This window comes from Vibrio sp. S11_S32 (assembly GCF_014694465.1).
Taxonomy (GTDB): Bacteria; Pseudomonadota; Gammaproteobacteria; order Enterobacterales; family Vibrionaceae; genus Vibrio; species Vibrio algicola.
Map to the genome: position 1 here is coordinate 70,449 of NZ_JAAUWS010000008.1, position 20,971 is coordinate 91,419.

Annotated in this window: 14 protein-coding genes; 5 read left to right on the forward strand and 9 right to left on the reverse strand. The window is 43.9% G+C overall.

Going from position 1 to position 20,971, the window contains the following annotated elements:
- Positions 1–10: 10 nt before the first annotated feature.
- From HC723_RS06685 to HC723_RS06715, 7 genes are all read right to left on the reverse strand, one after another.
- On the reverse strand, positions 11–1,690 hold the full coding sequence (locus HC723_RS06685) for an AMP-binding protein (RefSeq protein WP_190338578.1): 1,680 nt from the start codon (positions 1,688–1,690) through the stop codon (positions 11–13).
- 231 nt (positions 1,691–1,921) lie between these two features.
- Positions 1,922–3,061, reverse strand: coding sequence for a glycerate kinase (locus tag HC723_RS06690; RefSeq protein ID WP_190338579.1), 1,140 nt, complete (start codon positions 3,059–3,061; stop codon positions 1,922–1,924).
- 150 nt (positions 3,062–3,211) lie between these two features.
- Positions 3,212–4,423 carry a sugar diacid recognition domain-containing protein gene (locus HC723_RS06695; RefSeq protein WP_190338580.1) on the reverse strand — a complete coding sequence of 404 codons (1,212 nt, stop codon included), beginning with the start codon at positions 4,421–4,423 and terminating at the stop codon, positions 3,212–3,214.
- 107 nt (positions 4,424–4,530) lie between these two features.
- Positions 4,531–5,769 (reverse strand): nicotinate phosphoribosyltransferase, encoded by a 1,239-nt coding sequence (gene pncB, locus HC723_RS06700; protein WP_190338581.1) that lies wholly within the window; start codon positions 5,767–5,769, stop codon positions 4,531–4,533.
- Between the two features lie 261 nt (positions 5,770–6,030).
- Positions 6,031–7,062, reverse strand: coding sequence for a 2,3,4,5-tetrahydropyridine-2,6-dicarboxylate N-succinyltransferase (dapD, locus tag HC723_RS06705; RefSeq protein ID WP_153447528.1), 1,032 nt, complete (start codon positions 7,060–7,062; stop codon positions 6,031–6,033).
- Positions 7,063–7,299: 237 nt separating this feature from the next.
- Positions 7,300–7,941 (reverse strand): MarC family protein, encoded by a 642-nt coding sequence (locus HC723_RS06710; RefSeq protein ID WP_190338582.1) that lies wholly within the window; start codon positions 7,939–7,941, stop codon positions 7,300–7,302.
- A 139-nt stretch (positions 7,942–8,080) separates the two neighbouring features.
- Positions 8,081–8,383 carry a YebG family protein gene (locus HC723_RS06715; protein WP_190338583.1) on the reverse strand — a complete coding sequence of 101 codons (303 nt, stop codon included), beginning with the start codon at positions 8,381–8,383 and terminating at the stop codon, positions 8,081–8,083.
- Positions 8,384–8,579: 196 nt separating this feature from the next.
- Here HC723_RS06715 and HC723_RS06720 point away from each other — a divergent pair, with 196 nt between their 5' ends.
- Positions 8,580–8,963 (forward strand): cytochrome b562, encoded by a 384-nt coding sequence (locus tag HC723_RS06720; RefSeq protein WP_190338584.1) that lies wholly within the window; start codon positions 8,580–8,582, stop codon positions 8,961–8,963.
- Positions 8,964–9,018: 55 nt separating this feature from the next.
- Here the strand turns inward: HC723_RS06720 and HC723_RS06725 are convergent, their stop codons facing one another.
- Positions 9,019–9,243 carry a hypothetical protein gene (locus HC723_RS06725; RefSeq protein WP_190338585.1) on the reverse strand — a complete coding sequence of 75 codons (225 nt, stop codon included), beginning with the start codon at positions 9,241–9,243 and terminating at the stop codon, positions 9,019–9,021.
- A 107-nt stretch (positions 9,244–9,350) separates the two neighbouring features.
- On the opposite strand from HC723_RS06725, the gene HC723_RS06730 reads away from it, so the two are divergent.
- On the forward strand, positions 9,351–10,094 hold the full coding sequence (locus HC723_RS06730; RefSeq protein WP_190338586.1) for an alpha/beta hydrolase: 744 nt from the start codon (positions 9,351–9,353) through the stop codon (positions 10,092–10,094).
- Between the two features lie 55 nt (positions 10,095–10,149).
- Here the strand turns inward: HC723_RS06730 and HC723_RS06735 are convergent, their stop codons facing one another.
- Positions 10,150–11,046, reverse strand: coding sequence for a LysR family transcriptional regulator (locus HC723_RS06735; protein ID WP_190338587.1), 897 nt, complete (start codon positions 11,044–11,046; stop codon positions 10,150–10,152).
- Positions 11,047–11,253: 207 nt separating this feature from the next.
- On the opposite strand from HC723_RS06735, the gene recC reads away from it, so the two are divergent.
- The 3 genes from recC to recD are packed head-to-tail and all read left to right on the forward strand — an operon-like array spanning position 11,254 to position 20,967.
- A complete protein-coding gene (recC, locus tag HC723_RS06740) occupies positions 11,254–14,904 on the forward strand; it encodes an exodeoxyribonuclease V subunit gamma (protein WP_190338588.1) in 3,651 nt (1,216 codons plus the stop codon).
- 1 nt (position 14,905) lies between these two features.
- The gene (recB, locus tag HC723_RS06745) at positions 14,906–18,667 is read left to right on the forward strand and encodes an exodeoxyribonuclease V subunit beta (RefSeq protein WP_190338589.1); all 3,762 of its coding nucleotides are present in this window, start codon (positions 14,906–14,908) and stop codon (positions 18,665–18,667) included.
- Complete coding sequence (gene recD, locus HC723_RS06750; RefSeq protein WP_190338590.1) at positions 18,667–20,967, forward strand: exodeoxyribonuclease V subunit alpha; 2,301 nt, start codon at positions 18,667–18,669, stop codon at positions 20,965–20,967. The genes recB and recD overlap by 1 nt, the downstream gene beginning before the upstream one ends.
- Positions 20,968–20,971: the final 4 nt, after the last annotated feature.

The following is a 20,971-nucleotide window of genomic DNA, read 5'->3' on the forward strand; positions in this document are numbered from 1 at the left end:
GGCCTTAGACTCATTCCTCCCACACCACAAATTTATCACTTGGCCAGTTAGCACCAACATCATGATATTTTTTCTCTAGCACATGACGTTTGATTTTTAAGGTTGGGGTTAAGATATTATTTTCAATCGACCAAGGTTCTTTGATCATTAACACGCCTTTGATTTTGGCATGGGATTCTAAATCTTGGTTAATTTGAGCAATGATCTTTTTGGTCTTTCGCTCATAACGATCGCGATCAAAGTGTTTAAAGGCGTGCGGGATCACCAGTAAAATTGGCGCGGGTAAGCCCAATCCAATTAAACACATCATTTCGACTCGCGAATGTTCAAAGATTTTTTTCTCAATCGGAACAGGGGAAACAAACTTGCCTTTAGCGGTTTTGAAGGTATCTTTTTTACGCCCTTCAATGGATAAGAAGCCTTCATCATCCAAACTGCCAATATCACCAGTGTGTAGCCAACCATTGTCATCAAAACTTTCTTGAGTCGCTTGATCATTCTTGTAATAACCGGCAAATAATCCATGACCACGCACCATGATTTCTTGATCGCTGGCAATTTGTATTTCTACCCCAGGACCTGCTGGGCCAACGGTGCCAATTTTATCGGCTCTAAATGGATAGTTAATGGTGCTATAAGCAAAGGTTTCGGTCATGCCCCATGCTTCGGTGATATTCATGCCAACCTTGTGATACCAGTCTAACAACGCAGGTGAAATTGGCGCAGAGCCACAGCCAAGTACTCGCGCTTTATCTAGGCCTAAACCGGTGGCGATTTTCTTTTTAACGATAGAGTTAATAAACGGGATCGCCAGTAAAATGTTTAACTTACGTTGTGGCATTTTATCTAAAATACGTTGTTGGAATAGCGTCCATAAACGTGGCACCGAGATAAACAAAGTAGGTTGCTGGTTTTTAACATCATCAATAAAGGTATCTAAGCTCTCGACAAACCCCGTCGGCACGCCACCAATCATTGACGAGCCTAGGATATACACTCGCTCGGTAATATGGGCCAAAGGAAGGTAAGATAACAATTTATCGTCGTTTTCGAGTCCGATATGGTTGCTAATGTTATGCGCACTCCACGCAAAGCCGCCATAAGTGAGCATTGCGCCTTTCGGCAGGCCAGAGGTGCCCGAGGTATATACCAGCGACATCAAGGTGTCAGTACGGTGATTGGGTCTCTCTGTGCTTGGCTGATGGCTTTCAACTAAAACAGAATATTCATGCTGACAAGTGGGAACATTGGTATACGGTAAACTTATTGACACTATTTCAGGATGAGCCGCTAACACTTCAACCGTGGCTTGATTGTCGTCTAATTTACCCACAATCACCGCTTTGGCTTCACTATGGGTTAAGCAATGTTCAATCGTTTCTCCGCCTGCAGTTGGGAAAATCGGTACACTCACATAGTCACCCAGCATTAAGGCTAAATCACAAATAAACCACTCGGCGCAGTTTTTTGAAATGAGGGCGATTTTATCTCGTGGCTGGAAACCTAATCCTTGTAATGCTGTGACTAAACTTAAGGCTTGATCGACCACTTCAAAATAAGTGAAGGTTTTCATTTTTCGATCAATTGGTTGCGATAAATAAATTTCGTTTGGACGCTGTTGTGCCCACTCTAATACCTTTTCGTGCGGCATGCTTAACGTATTGAAATCCATCTCTAAGCTTGAGCTCATAATCACACCTTGTGGTTGTTTTTACATAATATTAACATTTGTAGCGTGATAATTAGCAAAGCACAATAAGACAAAGGTCCAACCAGTTGATATTTGTGATCGCAGTAGCCGCTTACTGTGTAAATATTTATGTCGGTGTGATGTGTTGCATTTAATTGATTCAATTGGTTCAACTGATTTGGTTAATCAGGTTAATTCGATTATGGCTGTTGTTTTGTGGTGCTGGTTTAACTACCGGCTAACTTGCCAAACCCGTGCCACATTCTCGGCTAAGTTCGCCATGTTGATTTCAGCCTCGGCAAAAGCGGTGGCTAGGTCTAACGGGCGAGGAATGGCGGCAAAGACCGCGTCAATACCGTAGTCATACACTTCTTGATAGTTATCACCTAAACAACCCGCCAATGCAATCACAGGGATATCATAGCGTTTCGCGGCTTTGGCGACTCCGACTGGGGTCTTACCATGAGCACTTTGCCAATCGATTCGGCCTTCACCTGTAATGACTAAATCGCTACCTTTTAACTGAGTGTCGATGTTTAATGTTGCTAATACGATTTCGATACCTGGCTTTAAAGTGGCAGAAGTAAAGCAGAGGAAGGCCGCCCCTAAGCCGCCAGCCGCGCCAGCACCTTGGATGTCTTTTACTGATTTTCCCAGTTGTTGCTCGATTAAATCAGCGTAATGACTGAGCGCTTGATCAAGTAGCTGAGTGTCTTGTGCACTGGCGCCTTTTTGCTGACCAAAAGTGACGGTTGCGCCATCTTCGCCGCATAATGGATTATCCACATCACACGCGATCTCAATGTCACAATTGGCTAAACGCGCATCAAGGCCACTGATATCAATCGTTTTTATTTGAGTTAAGCCAATACCATTACCTGCAATGGGTTGTTGGGCCTCATCTAAAAAACGCACTCCTAGAGCTTCTAGCATTCCCATACCACCATCATTAGTGGCGCTGCCGCCTAGGCCTAAGATTAATTTTGTCACGCCACTATTGAGTGCATGCAAAATCAACTCTCCAGTGCCAAAGCTGGTGGTGAGTTTAGGATCGCGCTGTTCAGATTTAACATGGTGTAACCCGCTGGCAGCCGCCATTTCGATAATTGCGGTTGATTGGTTATCTCCACCAAGTCGTCCATAAAAAGCCTCAACTGGCATTTTTAATGGGCCAGTTACACTAAGTTCGATCAACTCACCTTGAGTGGCATCAATTAAAGATTGCACGGTTCCTTCGCCGCCATCGGCAACAGGAACTTGTACATATTCGGCTTGAGGCCACACACGGCGCAGACCATCTTCAATGGCTTGGCACACTTGCTTGGCGGTTAAACTTTCTTTAAATGAATCGGGGGCGATAACAATTTTCATTTTGATGTCCTTTACCCTGTTATGAAGGTTTTATTATGGCAGCAAGTATGGATAAATCCTTTAGCGATAGTGCCAAATATTACAAGCGGTGAAATGTCAAAAACTGTGCAAATGAACAATAAGAATGCGAAGTCGAGTTCATGCCCCAATTTATGCTGTTACCTCTATTAGCTGTGACGAAATATACAATTCAACCAATCCGGTAAAATTATGCGGTGAAATATGAGTGATCGATTCAATTTTATCGAGGCGATAACGCAGAGTGTTACGGTGAATAAACAGACTTTCAGCGCAAGCTTTTAAATTACCTTGATGCTCGAACAGTGCGTGCAAGGTTTTAAGTAATTGTCCTGACTTATCTTGTTGCTTTAAGCTCGCTACAGCTTGGCTGAGTTGCTCACCTTGCCATTGCTGCGCTAAAGGCGATAACAGTACCGGCAAACGAAATTCATCAAATAGATATTTGGCTTGTTGTGGATCTTTATTTTTCCCACTGGCGAGAACTTGCAAGGCACTTTGATAAGACAAATGGATATGATTAAAATTGGTAAAAAACTGTCCGAGGGCGATATGTAAGTGATGGATGCCTTGGCGTTTAAGTTGGATTAATAGTCGGTCTATTTTTTTACTCTCAGTCGCAGGAACCCTTTGACCCTTTTTTATATGGCAAGGCGCCAGTACCACGATTTGATTAGTAGACGTGACCGCCATTAAATTATTTTTAGTGGGATTTTCAAGCGAATTAACCGCTTGTTTAATCGAACTAAAGTCATTAGCGTCAATGTCTTTATCAAGCTCGATCAGCATAGCAATTCTTGGTTGAGAAAGATCCAATTGCAGTCTATTCGCCCATAAGTTTAATTGTTCTTGATCCAGTTGATTGGTTATCAATAAAGAAATAAATTCCTCGATATGGCGTTTATCCCACTGTAATTGCTCGACCAAAAATGAATGTTCAATCAACATTTCAGCTGTCATTTTAACCAGCTTAGCGTAGGTGCGGATTTGCTCGGGATCGCCGGTGATCCCAACCACACCAACGATTTTTTGTTGGTGTTTAAGCAATAGATTTATTCCAGCTTTAACCCCTTTTAGGGTGTGTTCGCTATCATGATCAGATTGGCTCACCTCCACCGTGTCATCATGCTGAATCGCTAATAATGCCCCATCATGTAATTGCCCAATACGGCTAGGATCACCACTTGAGATAATTCGACCTGTGTTATCCATCACATTAATATTGGTGTTAATGATCGCCATCGTACGGTCAACGATTTGCTGCGCTAAATGTGTCTCTAGAGATTGATTTGTCAGTGAACGATTCGAAAGTAACTGAGTGGTGGAAAGATTGTTAAGCGGCATGAGAGCGTCCTACTAAGATAACCTGCATTGAGATTATCTTAGAAAGAGCGCTTTGTCAGTGATGAGATGATAAGTTGTGATTTAGAGTTAATTGTGAGCTTGCACAATTACGATGCCAGCTTAAATGCTTTTTTTAACTGCTGTAAATAAGCTTCGTCGCGACACATACTTTTGCCAGGTTCATCGGAAATCTTAGCCACAGGTTTGCCTTGGCAAGCGGTCAGCTTTAATACGATGTTTAAGCTATCGACATTTGGGATATCGCAGGTCAGCTTAGTGCCAATGCCGAAACTGGTTTGAATACGCCCAACAAAGTGAGTGTAGATTTCGGTGGCTTTTTCAAGCGATAGACCATCAGAAAAGACTAAGACTTTGGTGGTTGGATCAATGCCTAGCGTTTGGTAATGACGAATTGCTTTCTCGCCCCATGCGATTGGATCACCACTATCATGACGCAAACCGATAAATTGATGCGAGAAGTCCGCGTTAAAATCACGCAAAAATGCATCCATAGTGATGCAGTCGGTTAACGCCAGCCCAAGCGTGTTGGGGTATTCTTTTAACCATGAGCTTAATGCCATTTGCTGTGAATTGGCCAAAACAGCGCAGAGTTGCTGATGTGCTTGGAACCATTCATGCGCTTGAGTGCCGACTGCAGGAATATTGTATTTATACGCCAGCGCATAATTTGATGTGCCGGTAAATTGCGGGCAGTGCTCAATCAGCTCACTTACAATCGCGTCTTGTACTGCTTTAGAAAAACGGCGACGCGTACCAAAATCAATTAAATTGAAATCAGAAATGTTTGGCTGTTGATTAAAGAGGGCAAGCTTGTGCTTTAAGTGAGTCACCGCATCACTGACTTGAATATCAGGGTATTTTAGTTGCAAACGTAATTCACTGATGATCGCCAGTAATGGCACTTCCCATAAAATCACATCCAACCATTTGCCGCTTAACTTGACCTTGAGTTGTCCTGCTTGCACGCAGACCTCAATGGTATCTTCACTGAGCTGAAATTGCGCCAAATACGCCAGATAATCGGCTTGATAAAAAGGTAATGATGCAAGGTAATCTAACTCAGGTGCGGTGAAGCGTAATTGGCATAAGGCGATAATTTGAGCTTTTAGTGGTTCGAGTAATGCGCTTAAGTCTTCTTGGCTACGACAATGAAACTCGGCCACCACATCAACATTCGGATATTGATGAAAAACCGCTTGTTGCATATGCAGTTTATAGGCATCGGTATCAAGCAGTGAGTCGATAATAACTGAGCCTACACTCGCATCTTCAGCAAGGGTCGGGGTGGTTTGTGTCGATTGGATCGCAGAGTGAGAAATAGTCATAGCATAATTCAAATTACAATAATCTGGCTATTTTACCTGACAACGGGGCGTATGGGAAAGATTCTCACTATTACGTTATTTTTGAGTACTAAAACTATTTGGCCTGCTATGATCTAAAAGCTTTTGGGTCATGATAGGTTCCCCTTGGTTTAGATACAAAAAATCCCAGATAAATTCTGGGATTTCAATTAACTAGCGGGTTCATGTTTTTAAGTGTTGAGCTTTTTAGCTATCACAACCTAAAAGGATAAATACCATCAATTAGTTATTGCTGTGTAGCTCACTGTTAAGCTCAACCGCTGACTTATTGGTGAGGCATTCAATCTTACCTGTCACTGAATTGCGACGGAATAAAAGATCAGGTTTACCAGCAAGATCGCGTGCTTTTGCCACTTCAACTTCATTGCCAGAGGCATCAAGCATGGTTACTTTAGTACCAGCGGTAATGTAGAGACCAGATTCAATGGTACAGCGATCGCCCATTGGGAAACCAAGACCTGCGTTAGCGCCAAGCAGGCTGTTTTCGCCAATCTTGATCACCACTTTACCGCCACCAGAAAGCGTACCCATGATAGACGCGCCGCCACCGATATCAGAGCCTTCGCCAACCATCACGCCAGCAGAGATTCGACCTTCAACCATGCTTACCCCAGTAGTACCTGCATTGAAGTTAATGAAACCTTCATGCATAACCGTTGTACCTTCACCCACATGCGCGCCAAGACGAACACGAGAAGTATCGGCAATACGCACTCCTGTTGGAACAATGTAGTCCACCATTTTAGGGAATTTATCCACGCAATCGACCGTGATCACTTCACCTTTTAGGCGAGCATCAATTTGACGCGCCGCAAGTTCAGGTAAATCGATAGGACCTTGGTTAGTCCAAGCAATGTTGTGCAGCAGGCCAAAAATACCATCCAGTACAATGCCGTGTGGCTTAGCTAAACGATGAGAAATAAGTTGCAGTTTTAAGAAGCCTTCAGCAACCGACGTTGGCTGCTCATCGGTGGCTAAAATAACGAGCACTAATGGCGCTGATGATTGCGTTGCTTTTTCAGCAAAATCGGCATTGGCAATATCACCTTGAGCTGCAAAAGCGGTTGCCAATTCTGATGCGATTTCAGGAGTGATCTCAATCGCTTGGTTGCCTTGCTTGTAACCAGTCACTTGAGAAATCGCCGCGACCAAAGTATCGGATGGATTGATTACTGGGCTTGGGAAGAATGCTTCGATGATTTTGCCATCACGGTTTTTAGTTGCGGTGCCGAAGGCAAGTGCGAAATTAGCCATTTAAGATGTTTCTCCATATAAAATAATTGGTATCAAGTTGATTGAATCGACTGATTGAATGTAAAACTGTTAGTTCAATCATAATGATTGCGCCGCGCAGTGAAAAGGCTTGAAGTGAAAATAATGTAATTAATTGAGGCAGACAATAAAAAAGCTAATCGCAGTATTTAGCGATTAGCCTTCAATATTCAGCCTTCTCATTGGATAAACCATGAAGGCGTGAAGCTATAAGTCAGCTTAAGTGAACGCTTTGAATGCTTGCTCAATACCTTCAATCAGCATTTGCATACCGATAACCGCCAAAATTAAACCCATCATTCGAGTGACCACATCCAATGCACTTGGACCAATCGCTTTGACAAATCGCTCGCCAAACACAAATAAGAAATAGGTTAAAATACACAGTAGCCCAAAAGAAATAATGGTGGTGACCAGTTGGGTTATGCCACCAGAAGCGGCGAAGTTCATCGCGGTTGCTATGGTGCCGGGACCGGCCAAAAGAGGCATTGCAAGGGGGGTAATCGCTAAGCCCAAAGCGGCTTTTTTTTGTGCTTCTATATCAACATCTTTAGTTTGCGGTTTATCGGCTGGCGACTTGCCTTGCAGCATGTGAAAACCAATTAAAAATACCAAGATCCCGCCGGTAATGCGTAAGGCGTATAAGGTAATACCAAAGATATCGAAAATGACCTTACCACTGATGGCGAAAATGGTAATAATAATAAACGCGAGGAAAGTGGATCGTAATGCCACCGACTTGGTGGTCGCTCTATCATCACCTTTAGTTAAGCCTAAAAAAATCGGCGTATTTGCGATAGGGTTCATGATGGCAAAAAAGCCCATAAATACGGTTAAAATATGAATGATTAACTCTTTCATTTTAATGCCTTTTTAATTTTCTAATTGCATCAACACTAATCCTTCTGCGCGTTAACTTCAATTACTTCGGCAATAAAAAAGGCAACAACCGCGTTTGCGATTATTGCCTTTATGTACTTTAAATCAGATCAGGGAAAAACTAAGCCGCATCTGCGTCATCGCTTTCTTCATCAGTCTCTGGGACTGCTTTTACCGCTTTCTTTGGTGTTGGTTTACGTTTAGCACCAAGCGCGTAAAGGACTTCTTCTTTGTTTTGAGCCAGATAAAGCGACAATTCTTCTTTTTGTGCGTCATCTTCGATAAGTTTGCTGGTTTCTAACAAAGTAAATAGCTCATCCGCCATATCTAACATTTTGTCATAAGCGTCAGCTTCAGCTTTAGAAGTAAAAGTCATCTTCTCTTCTCCGTTGCGTTCCACCACGTACTTGACGATTACAGCCATGGTTATCCCCGTATTATGTAAGTTTATTTCGACTGGGTTTTTATACAGTTTTTTAAGCTGATTGTCCAGTAAGGTTGAGGAGGGAGCTTCGGCTTCTGTTCACCTCGTAACACCTCGTATACAAGTTATGCTTGTGTCCAAAGCGCGCCTTTGGTTACACTTTCATCACTATTCAAACACTTAATAAAGTTGTGCTATGAAAAAGTTAATCCCGTTTATTGCCTTATTGGTTAGCGCCAATGTTTATGCTGCCGGATCGGATCTGAAAGCGACGATGAAAGAAATGAAATTCGAATTCAAGCATGCTGCTGAAGCGCAAACTATCAGTGAGATGCAAGTACCAGTGACCAACCTGACTGAGTTGATTGATAAAGCGAAGTTAGGTGCTTATCCACCAGAAAAGCAAGACTTGTACTTGGAAGGTTTCAATAAATTAACGGTTACGTTGGAGAATGTAGAAACGAGCCTAAAAGCAGGGGAACTTGATCAAGCGAAACAACAATTACGCCAAGTTGATGAGCTTAGAATTGAATACCATGATAAGCGCAACCCAAGTATTTGGAGTAAATTGTTCGGTTAAAAGCTATCTTTTAGCTGAAAGTACCTCCAATAACGAGATAATGAAAACACACGGTTCAAACAGAAAATACGTCGGTTTTTAACTCTTTAGTGCGCTTAATTAAATAGTCTTTAAATTCTCGTACTCGCAGTGGCATTTTATATCTTGGTTGGTAATACAAGCTGAATTCAAATTCACTGCGGGTATAAGGTTGAAGTAGCGCAATCAATTTACCTGAGTCAAGTTCCGTTGTGACCAACACCTCATTATGACGCATTGAGTTCGCGCGAAGGGTTGGCAAGCTTAACGAAAGCCTATACCCCAACGCCAAAAGGCAATCTTGATATTGTTAATGTGGATGTGAATACCAATGGCTGACGTATCCCTGCGCGTATCTATCATAAGCCATTGAGCAATAAAGCGACTAAGCCAGGTGTGCTTTTCTTTATTCATGGCGGCGGGCATCTTAGCGGTTCGGTCGGTGTGTATGATCCTATCGCTCGCAATTTGGCATTGGCAACGGGTGACATTGTGGTGGCGGTCGATTATCGTCTTGCGCCAGAAAATCCTTACCCAGCGGGTTTGAATGATGCGCGCGCCGTTTTACTGCAAACATACTCTTTGTTAGACAGCCAACATATCGCCTATCAGCATAATCTAACCTTAGCTGGCGACAGTGGTGGTGGTGCTTTTAGTGCGACTCTAGCGGCGGAATTTCAAACCTCACATGCCGGATTTATTAACCAACTTGTTTTAATTTACCCTAGCTTGGATTACACCCTTGCTTGGCCTTCATTAAAAGAAAATGGCACCGGTAAATTATTAGATGAAACTAAGATCAGTTGGTACTTCGATCAGTATTTTCAAAATAAAGAAGATCGTCGTGAGCACTCGCCATTATATATGCCAATAACCAAGGCTTATCCAAAAGTGTTGTTGTTTACCGGTGGGCTTGATCCGCTGCGTGATGAAGATTTTGCTTATGCTGCGCGTTTAAAAGCCGCTGGAGTTCCACTTCAACATCAGCATTTTCCAACCGTGACACATGCGTATTTGATGATCCAAAATCTTGTTCCAAAAGAAGTGCAAACCACCTACCAGCTTATTGGTGAATTTGTCGCGCATAACAGCGCACAGACGAGTGCAAAATAAGATCTGTAATCAAGTGAGAGCTAACGTTAAGTTGGCTCTCATTGGTTTTACTCCACTAACCATGCTTTGGCAGTTTCCAGTCAGAGCAAAAACCAATGAATGTTTTTAATAGTGGGCTTTGGTATTTTTCTTTATGCACTAATAACCAAAATCGGCGGGTCATATCTAATGGTAGTGGGATCTCTATGACTCGTTTACTGTTAATGGCTGATTGCGCCGCCAGACGAGATAAACAGGCTAAGCCTAGGTTGGCGGTGGTAGAATTTAAAATGGCTTCGGTGGTATTAAGTTGAAATGCCTCATGCCAATTCTCTAGTCTTGGCGCGATGGTGCGTAGGAAGAATTCTCGCGTGCCGGAGCCGGGTTCTCGTAATAACCATTCACTTGATTCTAAATCGCTAATGCGTAAATTGCTTTGCTGAGCCAGTGGGTGATCGGGCGAGCACACGACGCACATTTCATCTTGTCCCCATTCTTGCATGATCAATTGATCGGACTGAACTTTCCCTTCGACCAAGCCAATATCAAGCTGATAATCCATGAGCTTTTGGCAAATCAGCGCGGTATTCGAAATAAATAAACCTTGGTGATGATGTTGAGTTTGCAGACGAAAATCGCGTAATAAATACGGTGCCACTTGGTTGCCAATGGTGTCACTCGCGCCAACTTTTAGTTCACCGTTTAAGGCATCGTTGGCTTGGAATAAGCTGCCAATATCCTCGGTGCGGTGCAATAACTCATCAGCAAGAGGCAACAGTCGTTTACCTTCTTGGTTTAATACTAAGCGATTATTGACCCGATCAAATAATGAGTGGCCGAGTTGACGCTCTAATTCTGCTAAAGACAAACTGACTGCTGCTTTGGATAAGAACAACTTTTCAGCCGACACCGTCAAGGTTTTATGTTGGGTGATGGTGGCGAATACTTTGAGTTGTTTCAGTGTGATGTTCATATTTGTCCTGGGTAATGAGGCATTGGCTTTGAAACTAACAATCGGCCTATCTTACACGCGTGTATTGATGGTGGGAAATGAATTACCTTATTTTGTGATGATGGGGTTTTAAGATTGTAATGTTCGATTTATCAAATGCCTATAGGGTGAAAAATGGCTTTTGTGATAGTCTTTTACCATCCCTCCAAAATTATTGTCAGGTGCCTTGTGTTTACTATTTACCATTCCAACCAAGTTGATGTGCTTAAATCATTATTAGTGGAATTGATTCGTTTAAATCCACTGCAAAATCCGTTCGATTCAGAGCAAATCTTGGTGCAAAGCCCAGGCATGTCACAATGGTTAAAAATGGAAATGGCGCAAGAGTTTGGTGTGGCAGCCAACTTAACCTTTCCGCTACCGGCGACCTTTATTTGGGAAATGTTTACCAAGGTGCTGACTGATGTTCCAAAGCGCAGCGCTTTTAATAAAGAAGCGATGACCTGGAAATTAATGCAACTGTTGCCGCAGCAATTAGAACTAGCCGAATTTTCGCCACTTAAACAGTACCTGCAAGACGATGATGACCAATCCAAACGCTATCAATTAGCCGAGAAAATTGCCGACACTTTCGATGGTTATTTAGTTTATCGCCCTGAATGGATCGCCACTTGGGAAGCGGGTGAGGTGGTGGAAGAGCTCGGCGATGAGCATCCATGGCAACCTATTTTATGGCAAGCTTTGTACGATCAAACCGTGGCGCTCGATCAATCACCTTATCATCGAGCCAATCTCTATGATCATTTCATTGATACATTAGAATCTATGCTGGAAACGCCACAAGGATTACCACCGCGTTTATTTGTGTTTGGTATTACCGCGCTACCCCCTCGATATATGGATGCGCTGCATGCTCTTGGCCAGCATATTGATGTACATTTAATGTTTACCAATCCTTGTCGTTATTACTGGGGCGATGTGAAAGACCGTAAATATCTGGCCAAGTTGGCGGCGAAAAATCGGCAAAAAATGCGTTGGTTGCATAATCAGTCTGAGTTAGGTGAAGCCACCGAACAATTGAAAGGAAGCATTGAACAAAATGCTCAACCAGAATGGCAACAACTGCATACGGAAGAGGCGGTAGGCAATAGTTTATTGGCTTCTATGGGCAAACTTGGGCGCGATAATCTGTATTTGCTGTCTCAACTGGAAGCCAATGAAATCGACGCGTTTGTCGATATTGAGTCGCAAAGTTTACTGCATTGTATTCAAGCCGATATCTTAGAATTACGCGAACATCAAGACGATCAAAAACTAAACGATAGTGAGCACAAACCCGTTATAGCGTTGGGCGACCATTCGCTGCAATTGCATGTTTGTCATAGCCCGATGCGCGAAGTAGAAGTGTTACATGATCGATTATTGGCCATGTTTGATGCCGACCCTAGTTTAAAACCGCGCGATATTATCGTGATGGTGGCGGATATTAATGCCTACAGTCATGCCATTCAGGCAGTGTTTGGCAATGCGCCCAATGAGCGTTTTATTCCTTATTCGATTTCCGATCGCAGCGCCGATCAAGAAAATCCTATTCTGCAAGCGTTTATGGCTTTATTAACGTTGCCAAAACAGCGTTGCCAAGCATCCGAAATTTTACAACTGCTAGAAGTGCCGGCGGTGATGGCGCGATTTGGGATTGAACCACAGCAATTTGAACGAGTGACTAATTGGGTTGAGCAAGTGGGGATCCGGTGGGGATTAGATGAGAAAACCGCACAACAGTTTGAATTGCCGAATCAAAAACACAACACTTGGTTATTCGGTATCGAACGGATGTTGATGGGGTATGCGATTTCTGAGCAATCAGGATTATTTCATGGTGTCGAAGGGGATATCGCACCCTTTGATGAAGCCCAAGGCATGGATGCGGAGCTTGCCGGTAAATTAGCCGAATTTGTGCGCCGTTTGCAGTATTATCGCGACCAATTGCTACAAACTCAATCCTTTGACAATTGGCAACATACCTTATTTAAACTGTTAGAGGATTTCTTCTCGGTCGACTTAGAAGGCGAAAGCGTGTTGGCGTCGATTCGCGCTTGTTTGCAGCAGTTACAGCAACAATTAAGCGATGCCGGCGTTACCGATGCGATTTCACCGCAAGTACTAGAGCAATATTTACAAGATCACCTCTCCAGTTCGCGTGTCAGTCAGCGCTTTTTAGCTGGACAAGTGAACTTTTGTACCTTGATGCCAATGCGCTCGATCCCCTTTAAAACTGTGTGCTTGTTAGGCATGAATGATGGTTTGTATCCACGCAGTGTCAATCCTGAAAGTTTTGATTTGATCGCAGGGCGAACTCGCGCAGGTGACCGTTCGCGCCGAGATGATGATCGCTATTTGTTTTTAGAAGCCCTGCAATCGGCGCAAAACAATTTATACATCAGTTACGCAGGGCGCTCGATCCAAGATAACAGCGCCAAAGAGCCATCGGTGCTGGTGGCGGAGTTATTGGAATACTGCCAACAAAACTATGCCTTAATTGGTAGTGAGCACTTACCAAGTGATGATTCTGGTGTGGCGCTTATAAACACGATCACCCATTATCATCCGCTGGTGCCCTTTAGCCCCAGTGTGTTTGCTACCGGCAATGCACACGATAACGACTACGATCCCGCCATTGCCAGTTATGCCAAAGAGTGGCTTCCGGTGGCACGTTCAATTGACGTGGCGGATGGCATTGATAATTCAAGAGATAATGAAGCGCCAGCGGAGTTAGAACCTTACATCAAACAACTTGAACCGGACCACCTTGGGGTGTATTCACTTGAACTGCAAGAGTTACAACGTTTTTGGCGCTTGCCGGTTAAGTACTTCTTCAATCAACGTTTAAAAGCGTATTTTGATGGCAGTGAAGCATTATCCAATTGCAGTGATGATGAACCGTTTAACCTGAATGGTTTAGAGTCGTACCAGATTAGTGAACACTTACTTAGCGCATGGTTGGCAGCGCGAGTTAATGGCGATCCAAACCACGATTTTAGCTCGATAGCTCAGCAGGTGATTGGGGAACAAAGCGCGCAAGGGAAATTACCCTTGGCCCAGTTTGGCCAGTTAACTTCGACGCAATTGATCAATAAGGTCGAACAACTGATCCCGCCATTAACTCAGTTAACTGCGCAGTTGCAACCGGACATTGAAATCAATCTTAGCCTTACGATTGAGCTTGATGGGGTGGTTTACCCACTTAAAATCAGCGGCTGGTTGAATGGTCTTTATCGACACTCAGCTCCCGATGTTACTTCAGACGATGCTACTTCAGACGCCGCTACTTCAAATAAAACCAGTTTGGTTCGCTACCGCACCGGCTCAATACATGGCGTTAATATGCTGGGGTGCTGGTTAGAACATCTGTGCATGAATGCCAGTGGCGCGTGTCAAACCAGCGAACTGTTGGGGCTGAATAAACAAGGTTTGCAACACTTTCAGTTTCAAGCTCTTGAGCAAAATATGGCTTTAGATTTACTCACCGAATTAGTGAGGTATTACTACCAAGGCTTAAATGCGCCGTTATGCTTTGTGCCAAAAACCGCCATGGCTGGAGTCGAAGTAGGGTATGAAAAATCCGATTGGAGTCAAAATAATTCGACTTGGTTTGGGTTTACGAAAGAAAGTGATAAAGAAAAAGCAATTAAAGCGATGGCGAAAGTTTTCCAAGACAGTTACAGCTTTGCCGGCGAAGGCAGTAACGATTATATTCAACGAATTTGGAAGCAATGGACGCCAGAGTTGGGAGCTGAATTATTACAACGTGGTGAGGCGGTGTTAAAACCTATGCTTGATAAAACCGTGGCAGTTTCAGACCAAACAGGGAAACAATAATATGACGCAATCACTTAATAGTATGACGTTTCCTTTGCATGGTGCGCGCTTAATTGAAGCCTCTGCTGGAACCGGAAAAACCTTCACCATTGCGGCGTTATATTTGCGTTTATTGCTGGGTCATGGCGGTAAAAGCGCTCATGAGCAACCATTAAGCGTTGATCAGATTTTGGTGGTGACCTTTACCGAAGCGGCAACAATGGAATTGCGCGGTCGTATTCGCAGCCGTATTCATGAAGCCCGCATCGCGTTTAGTCGCGGCGAGAGTGACGATGCTATTATCTGTCGGCTATTGGACGAGGTGACCGATCACCAAAGTGCGGTGGCAATTTTACTGCAAGCGGAACGCCAAATGGATGAAGCGGCCATTTTTACTATTCATGGTTTTTGCCAACGGATGCTGACCCAAAATGCCTTTGAATCGGGCAGTCGTTTCCAAAATGAATTACTCACCGATGAAAGCCAATTAAAACTGCAAGTGGTGAGTGACTATTGGCGTCGCACTTTTTATCCGATGTCGGCCGATTTAACCATAAAAGTCAGCCAAGTGTGGTCATCCCCGCAAGATTTATTGCATGAGATTTCAAATTATTTATCTGGTGAAGCGTTAACTTTTCCTAATGATATGAGCACCGATCCCAAAGTGGATTTAGATCTGTTGTTGCAAGAAAATCTTAAACGGATTGATAAGGTGAAGCAATTATGGCGCGATGCTAAAGAGAACTTTAATGATGTGATCAGTGAGTCTGCGGTCGATAAACGTTCTTACAGTTCGCGCAACTTGCCTAATTGGGTGGCGCAAGTATCCGATTGGGCGCAAAGCCAAGACCGAAGTGGTTTTATCCATGAGCATGTAGAGAAGTTTTCTCAGCAAAGAATCAACGACAAAACCAAAAAATCGCCAGTGGCTACCCATGAGGTTTTTACTGCGATTGATGAGCTACTTGATAACCAACCAGACTTTGGCTTGTTCTTCAAATATCGCGCCATTACCCAATGTCGAAAAATGTTGCTGGAAGCGAAAAAAGCCCATAGTTGGTTATCATTTGATGATTTATTAAGTCAGCTTGGTGGTGCGATTGAAAGCGATGAACAAGGGCTATTAACCGAACGTATTCGCCAATTATTTCCCGTTGCCATGATCGATGAATTCCAAGATACCGATCCATTGCAATACCGAATCTTTAGCCGTATTTATCTTGAGCACTCCCAATGTGGTTTGTTTATGATTGGCGATCCTAAACAGGCGATTTATGGCTTCCGTGGCGCGGATATTTTTACTTATATTCAAGCTCGCAATGAAGTTAGTGCTCACTACACCTTAGACACCAACTGGCGCTCTAGCCAAGCGGTCATTGAGGGAGTGAATGGCATCTTTGAATTTGATCAATACCCATTTATTTATAACGATGACATTCCATTTTTACCGGTCAATGCCAGCCCCAAAGCCGATCTTATGCATTGGAGCCTCAATGGGCAACCGCAACCCGCACTCAATGTTTGGCTGCATAAAAGTGATGATGGCGCGCCAGTGAAAGCCGATGATTACACCGCTGAAATGGCCAATGCCACCGCCTATCAAATCAATCATATTTTATCGGCGGCGCAACAAGGTAATGGGGTCTTTAATGATAAAAAAGGCCAGCCTCACGCCATTCAAGCCAGTGATATTGCAGTATTAGTGCGCACCGGACGCGAAGCCAAACAAGTCAAACAAGCGCTGTCACAGCAAGGCATTGCCAGTGTGTATTTGTCTAATCGTGACAGTGTGTTTGATAGCGTGGTGGCAAAAGATGTATTGCGCTTATTAACGGCCGCGCTCAATCCAAGTGATGCCGGTTCGCTGCGCGCTATTTTGGCCAGTGATTTATTTGATTTGAGCATGGGACAACTCGATAGTTTTAACACTGATGAAAATGCGTGGGAAACGATCGTGAATGAATTTGAAAACTATCAACAGATCTGGTTAAAACGTGGTGTATTACCTTTGATCCGCGCGGTATTAACGCAACGTCATATTGCCGAACGTTTGTTAGCAAAAGCCAGTGATGGTGCCGATAAGGATCATGACGGCGAACGTAAACTGACCGATCTGTTGCATTTAGCCGAACTGACGCAACAAGCCAGCTTAGAACTCGATGGTGAAAGCGCGTTGATCCGTTGGTTAGCCGATAATATTGAACAGCACGATGATGGCGCGGGCGATCAAGTGCAACGTTTGGAATCGGAGCGTAACTTGGTGCAGATCATCACCATTCATAAATCCAAAGGCTTGGAATATGACTTGGTATTTATGCCGTTTGTGATGAACTACCGCGCAAGCAGTGTGGCGAAATACCACGACGATGAAGCCCAAATAACCATGCTCGATTTATCCAAACCTGAAGAGGGGTTGGAACTGGCAGAAAAAGAACGCTTAGCCGAAGATTTGCGCTTATTGTATGTTGGCTTAACTCGCGCTGTGTATGGCTTGTTTATTGGCGTGACCTCGATTAAAAAAGGCAATGGCAAAGTATCGAGCAGCGAAAAAAGTGCGCTCGGCTATTTATTGCAACATCATGAGACATTAGACCCAAGTGGTTTGAGTGACGCTTGTGCTGAATTGGCAGGCAAAGTGCCAGCGGTGACGATTTGTGATGCACTGCCAGATACCCCAGCCAGTCCATATATTCCCCAACCAAGTAAAATTACGGATTATCAAGCGCTACAATTGAAAGCGCGTATTGACCGCCGCTGGCACATGACCAGTTATTCAAGCTTGATTAAGCAATCTCATGCTCATACTAGCGATACTCATCAATCAGCGGAATTTGATGTTGCGGTGGATTTAGACAAACCAATTGATAGCGATGCGGTGCTCGATAGTCAATGGGTTCAATCCGATGCCTATGGGGATTGGGATCTCGATGATCCTAATGATGCACAGGCGCAGATTGAAGCCGATCCTTGGTCGATGTTTGCCTTTCCGCGTGGCGCTCGTCCTGGCACTTTCTTGCATAGTGTGTTTGAAAATATTGAATTTACCCAAGCGGCGACCAGCGCTGACAATACCGCGCAAATTGAAGCGTTATTAAAGCAAGAAGATTACCCGCTTGAATGGTTGCCAACGTTGCAAACCATGGTTGATAACGTGCTCAACACGCCATTAGACGGGCAAGATTTGTGTTTATCGGGCTTATTGCCAGCGCAACGTTTGGTTGAAATGGAGTTTTTATTGCCTATTGAAGCGTTATCGGCCATGCCGCTGAATAACATCCTTCATCAACATGATCCGCTTTCTGCCCAAGCGCAAGATTTAGGTTTCTTTCCGGTGCAAGGTATGTTGAAAGGCTTTATTGATTTGGTGTTTGAGCATCAAGGAAAGTATTACGTGCTTGACTGGAAATCCAATCATTTGGGCGATCGTTATCATGATTATCAACAACACCAATTGGAAAATGCCATGCTCGATCATCGTTATGATCTGCAATATCAAATCTATTCGCTGGCACTGCATCGTTACTTGCGCAGTCGTTTAGCCAATTATGATTATCAGCAGCATTTTGGCGGAGTGTATTATGTTTTCTTACGCGGGTTCTCAAAACCGGATCCATTAGAGGTTAAGGCTCAACCTCATGGCGTGTTTAATACTCGTCCAAGTTTGGCTTTTTTGACCGAATTAGATGCACTGATCGCCGATGTTTCATCTGACATAAATAAACCTAGCACCGATAAAAACAGCATTGATAAAGATGAAGGCCAACAACAAGGAGAGCTTTTCTAATGGAGACTCAAATTCAAGAAAATGCTAACCGCGCACTCAGCTTTATGCAAGCGTTGCAAACCGATGGTCTATTACGAGCCATTGATGTGCAATTAGGTGGCTGGGTGTATCAACAACAGCTTTTATCTCAACCACAAGTGCCCAATTTAGTGGTGACAGGGAGCCGCACCACCCATGCAGAATCGATGGCATTACTGGCCTGTATGGTGAGTTATGAGTTTGGTCGTGGCCATATTTGCCTTAATCTGGATGAATGGGATTTGTTTGAAAGCCTATCGCTGCGTTTCTTATTTAAGCGCCAACCAAAGTTACAGCAAGATTATGGTGAGTGGCTCGAATCGCTTAAATCGTGTGACTGGCAGCAAGTTTGTCGCGATTCATTATTAGTGACACTCGATCCAAAATTAGCCGACCTTGGCAGCAGTGCGCCGCAACCTTTGGTGTTGGAAAATCGCCGTATTTACTTAAATCGGTATTGGCAATACGAAAGTCAAGTGGCAGAGCAATTGCGTCAACGCGCCGAACCGTTGGCCTTAAGCTCATTACAAATTAAGCAACTCACTCAAACCTTAAATCGCTTGTTTGCGCGCGATTATGGTTATTTATGGGATAAGCTTTGCGATACGTTATCCAGTCAAATTCAGCGCCAGCAATGGGTGTGTGAAATGTTGGATGTACAACTTGATAGAATGGCATCTGAAACGACTCTTGATTGGGCGGCAATTGATACCGCGCTAACTCAAGCTAAAACGGTGGATGATCTACAGGTTTTAGACTTCTTAGTGCCGCAATCGGTGTGTCTAAATTGGCAAAAAGTGGCGGCGGCGGTAGCATTAACCCGTCGTTTTGCGGTGATCTCAGGTGGCCCAGGTACCGGAAAAACCACCACGGTAGCGAAATTATTGGCCGCCTTGATTGAGCAATCGCTGGGCGAGTCCGATCCAACTCAAGTGAAGGTTCCTACCATTAAGCTGGTGGCGCCAACCGGAAAAGCGGCCGCGCGTTTAACCGAATCCATTGGCAATGCTATCGATCAACTGCCGATTGCGCCTCAAGTGAAAGCGTTATTGCCAGCCCAATCTAGTACCATTCATCGCTTGTTAGGCGCAAGACCCAACACCGTAGCGTATAAATATAACCGTACTAATCCATTGCATGTGGATATTTTAGTGGTCGATGAAGCCTCAATGGTCGATTTGCCTATGATGTTCCGATTACTCGAAGCACTACCAAAACAGGCGAGATTAATCTTATTGGGTGATAAAGATCAACTGTCGTCGGTAGAAGCGGGGGCCATTTTAGGGGATATTTGCCGATTTTCTGAGGTGGGATACCAAGCTAATTATTTGCACACACTGGCGACATTAACCCAGTTCGACACTCTGCCATGTGCCACTCAAGGCAGTTCGATTGCCGACAGTTTATGCATGCTGCAAAAGAGTTATCGTTTCCATGCCCGCTCTGGCATTGGTCAATTAGCCAAAGCGATGAACGCTGGCGATGCACAACAAATGCAACGCACTTGGCAACAAGGTTTTAATGATATTACGTTGCATCCGTTTTACCCCGATACGGCAGTGTCTGCTGCGGATGGCCAAGCCAGCACTAGTATTGCAGATGCCCCATTAACCCAAAAGCAAATTCGCCCTCAATTGTTGGCTTTATTGGTGCAAGGTTTCCAAGCGTATTGTAATGGTTTATCCGGTGGCGTCAGTGAGAAAAGCAAAACTGAGATGGAGCAAAAGGCTCGTGATGTTCTCAATGCTTTTGCCTCGACTCGTTTATTGTGCGCAGTGCGTGACGGGGAGTTTGGGGTACAAGGCATGAACGATGCAATTGAAAAAGCGCTGACTCAAAAGCGCCTTATTCAGCCGATAGATAATGCACAATGGTATGTCGGTAAACCGATTATGATCAGCCAAAATGATGCCTCGTTAGGTTTGCATAATGGGGATATTGGGATGTGTTTACTGGATGAATCGGAAGAGGTGGCAAGACTGCGAGTGTATTTTGAAATGCCAGATGGTCGAATAAAAGGCATCCTGCCTAGTCGGATCCCATCCCATCAATTGGCTTTTGCGATGACGATCCATAAATCGCAAGGCAGTGAATTTGAGCATACTGTTTTGCTTCTACCTGTGAAATTAAACCCTATTCTAACGCGCGAATTAATTTATACTGGCGTTACACGAGCTAAATCTCGCTTAGATTTATTCGCCAATCCACAGGTTTTGGCGCAAGGTGTTACCATTAAAACCAAGCGTACCAGTGGTTTGAGTGAAAAATTAATAAAAAATTAGAATG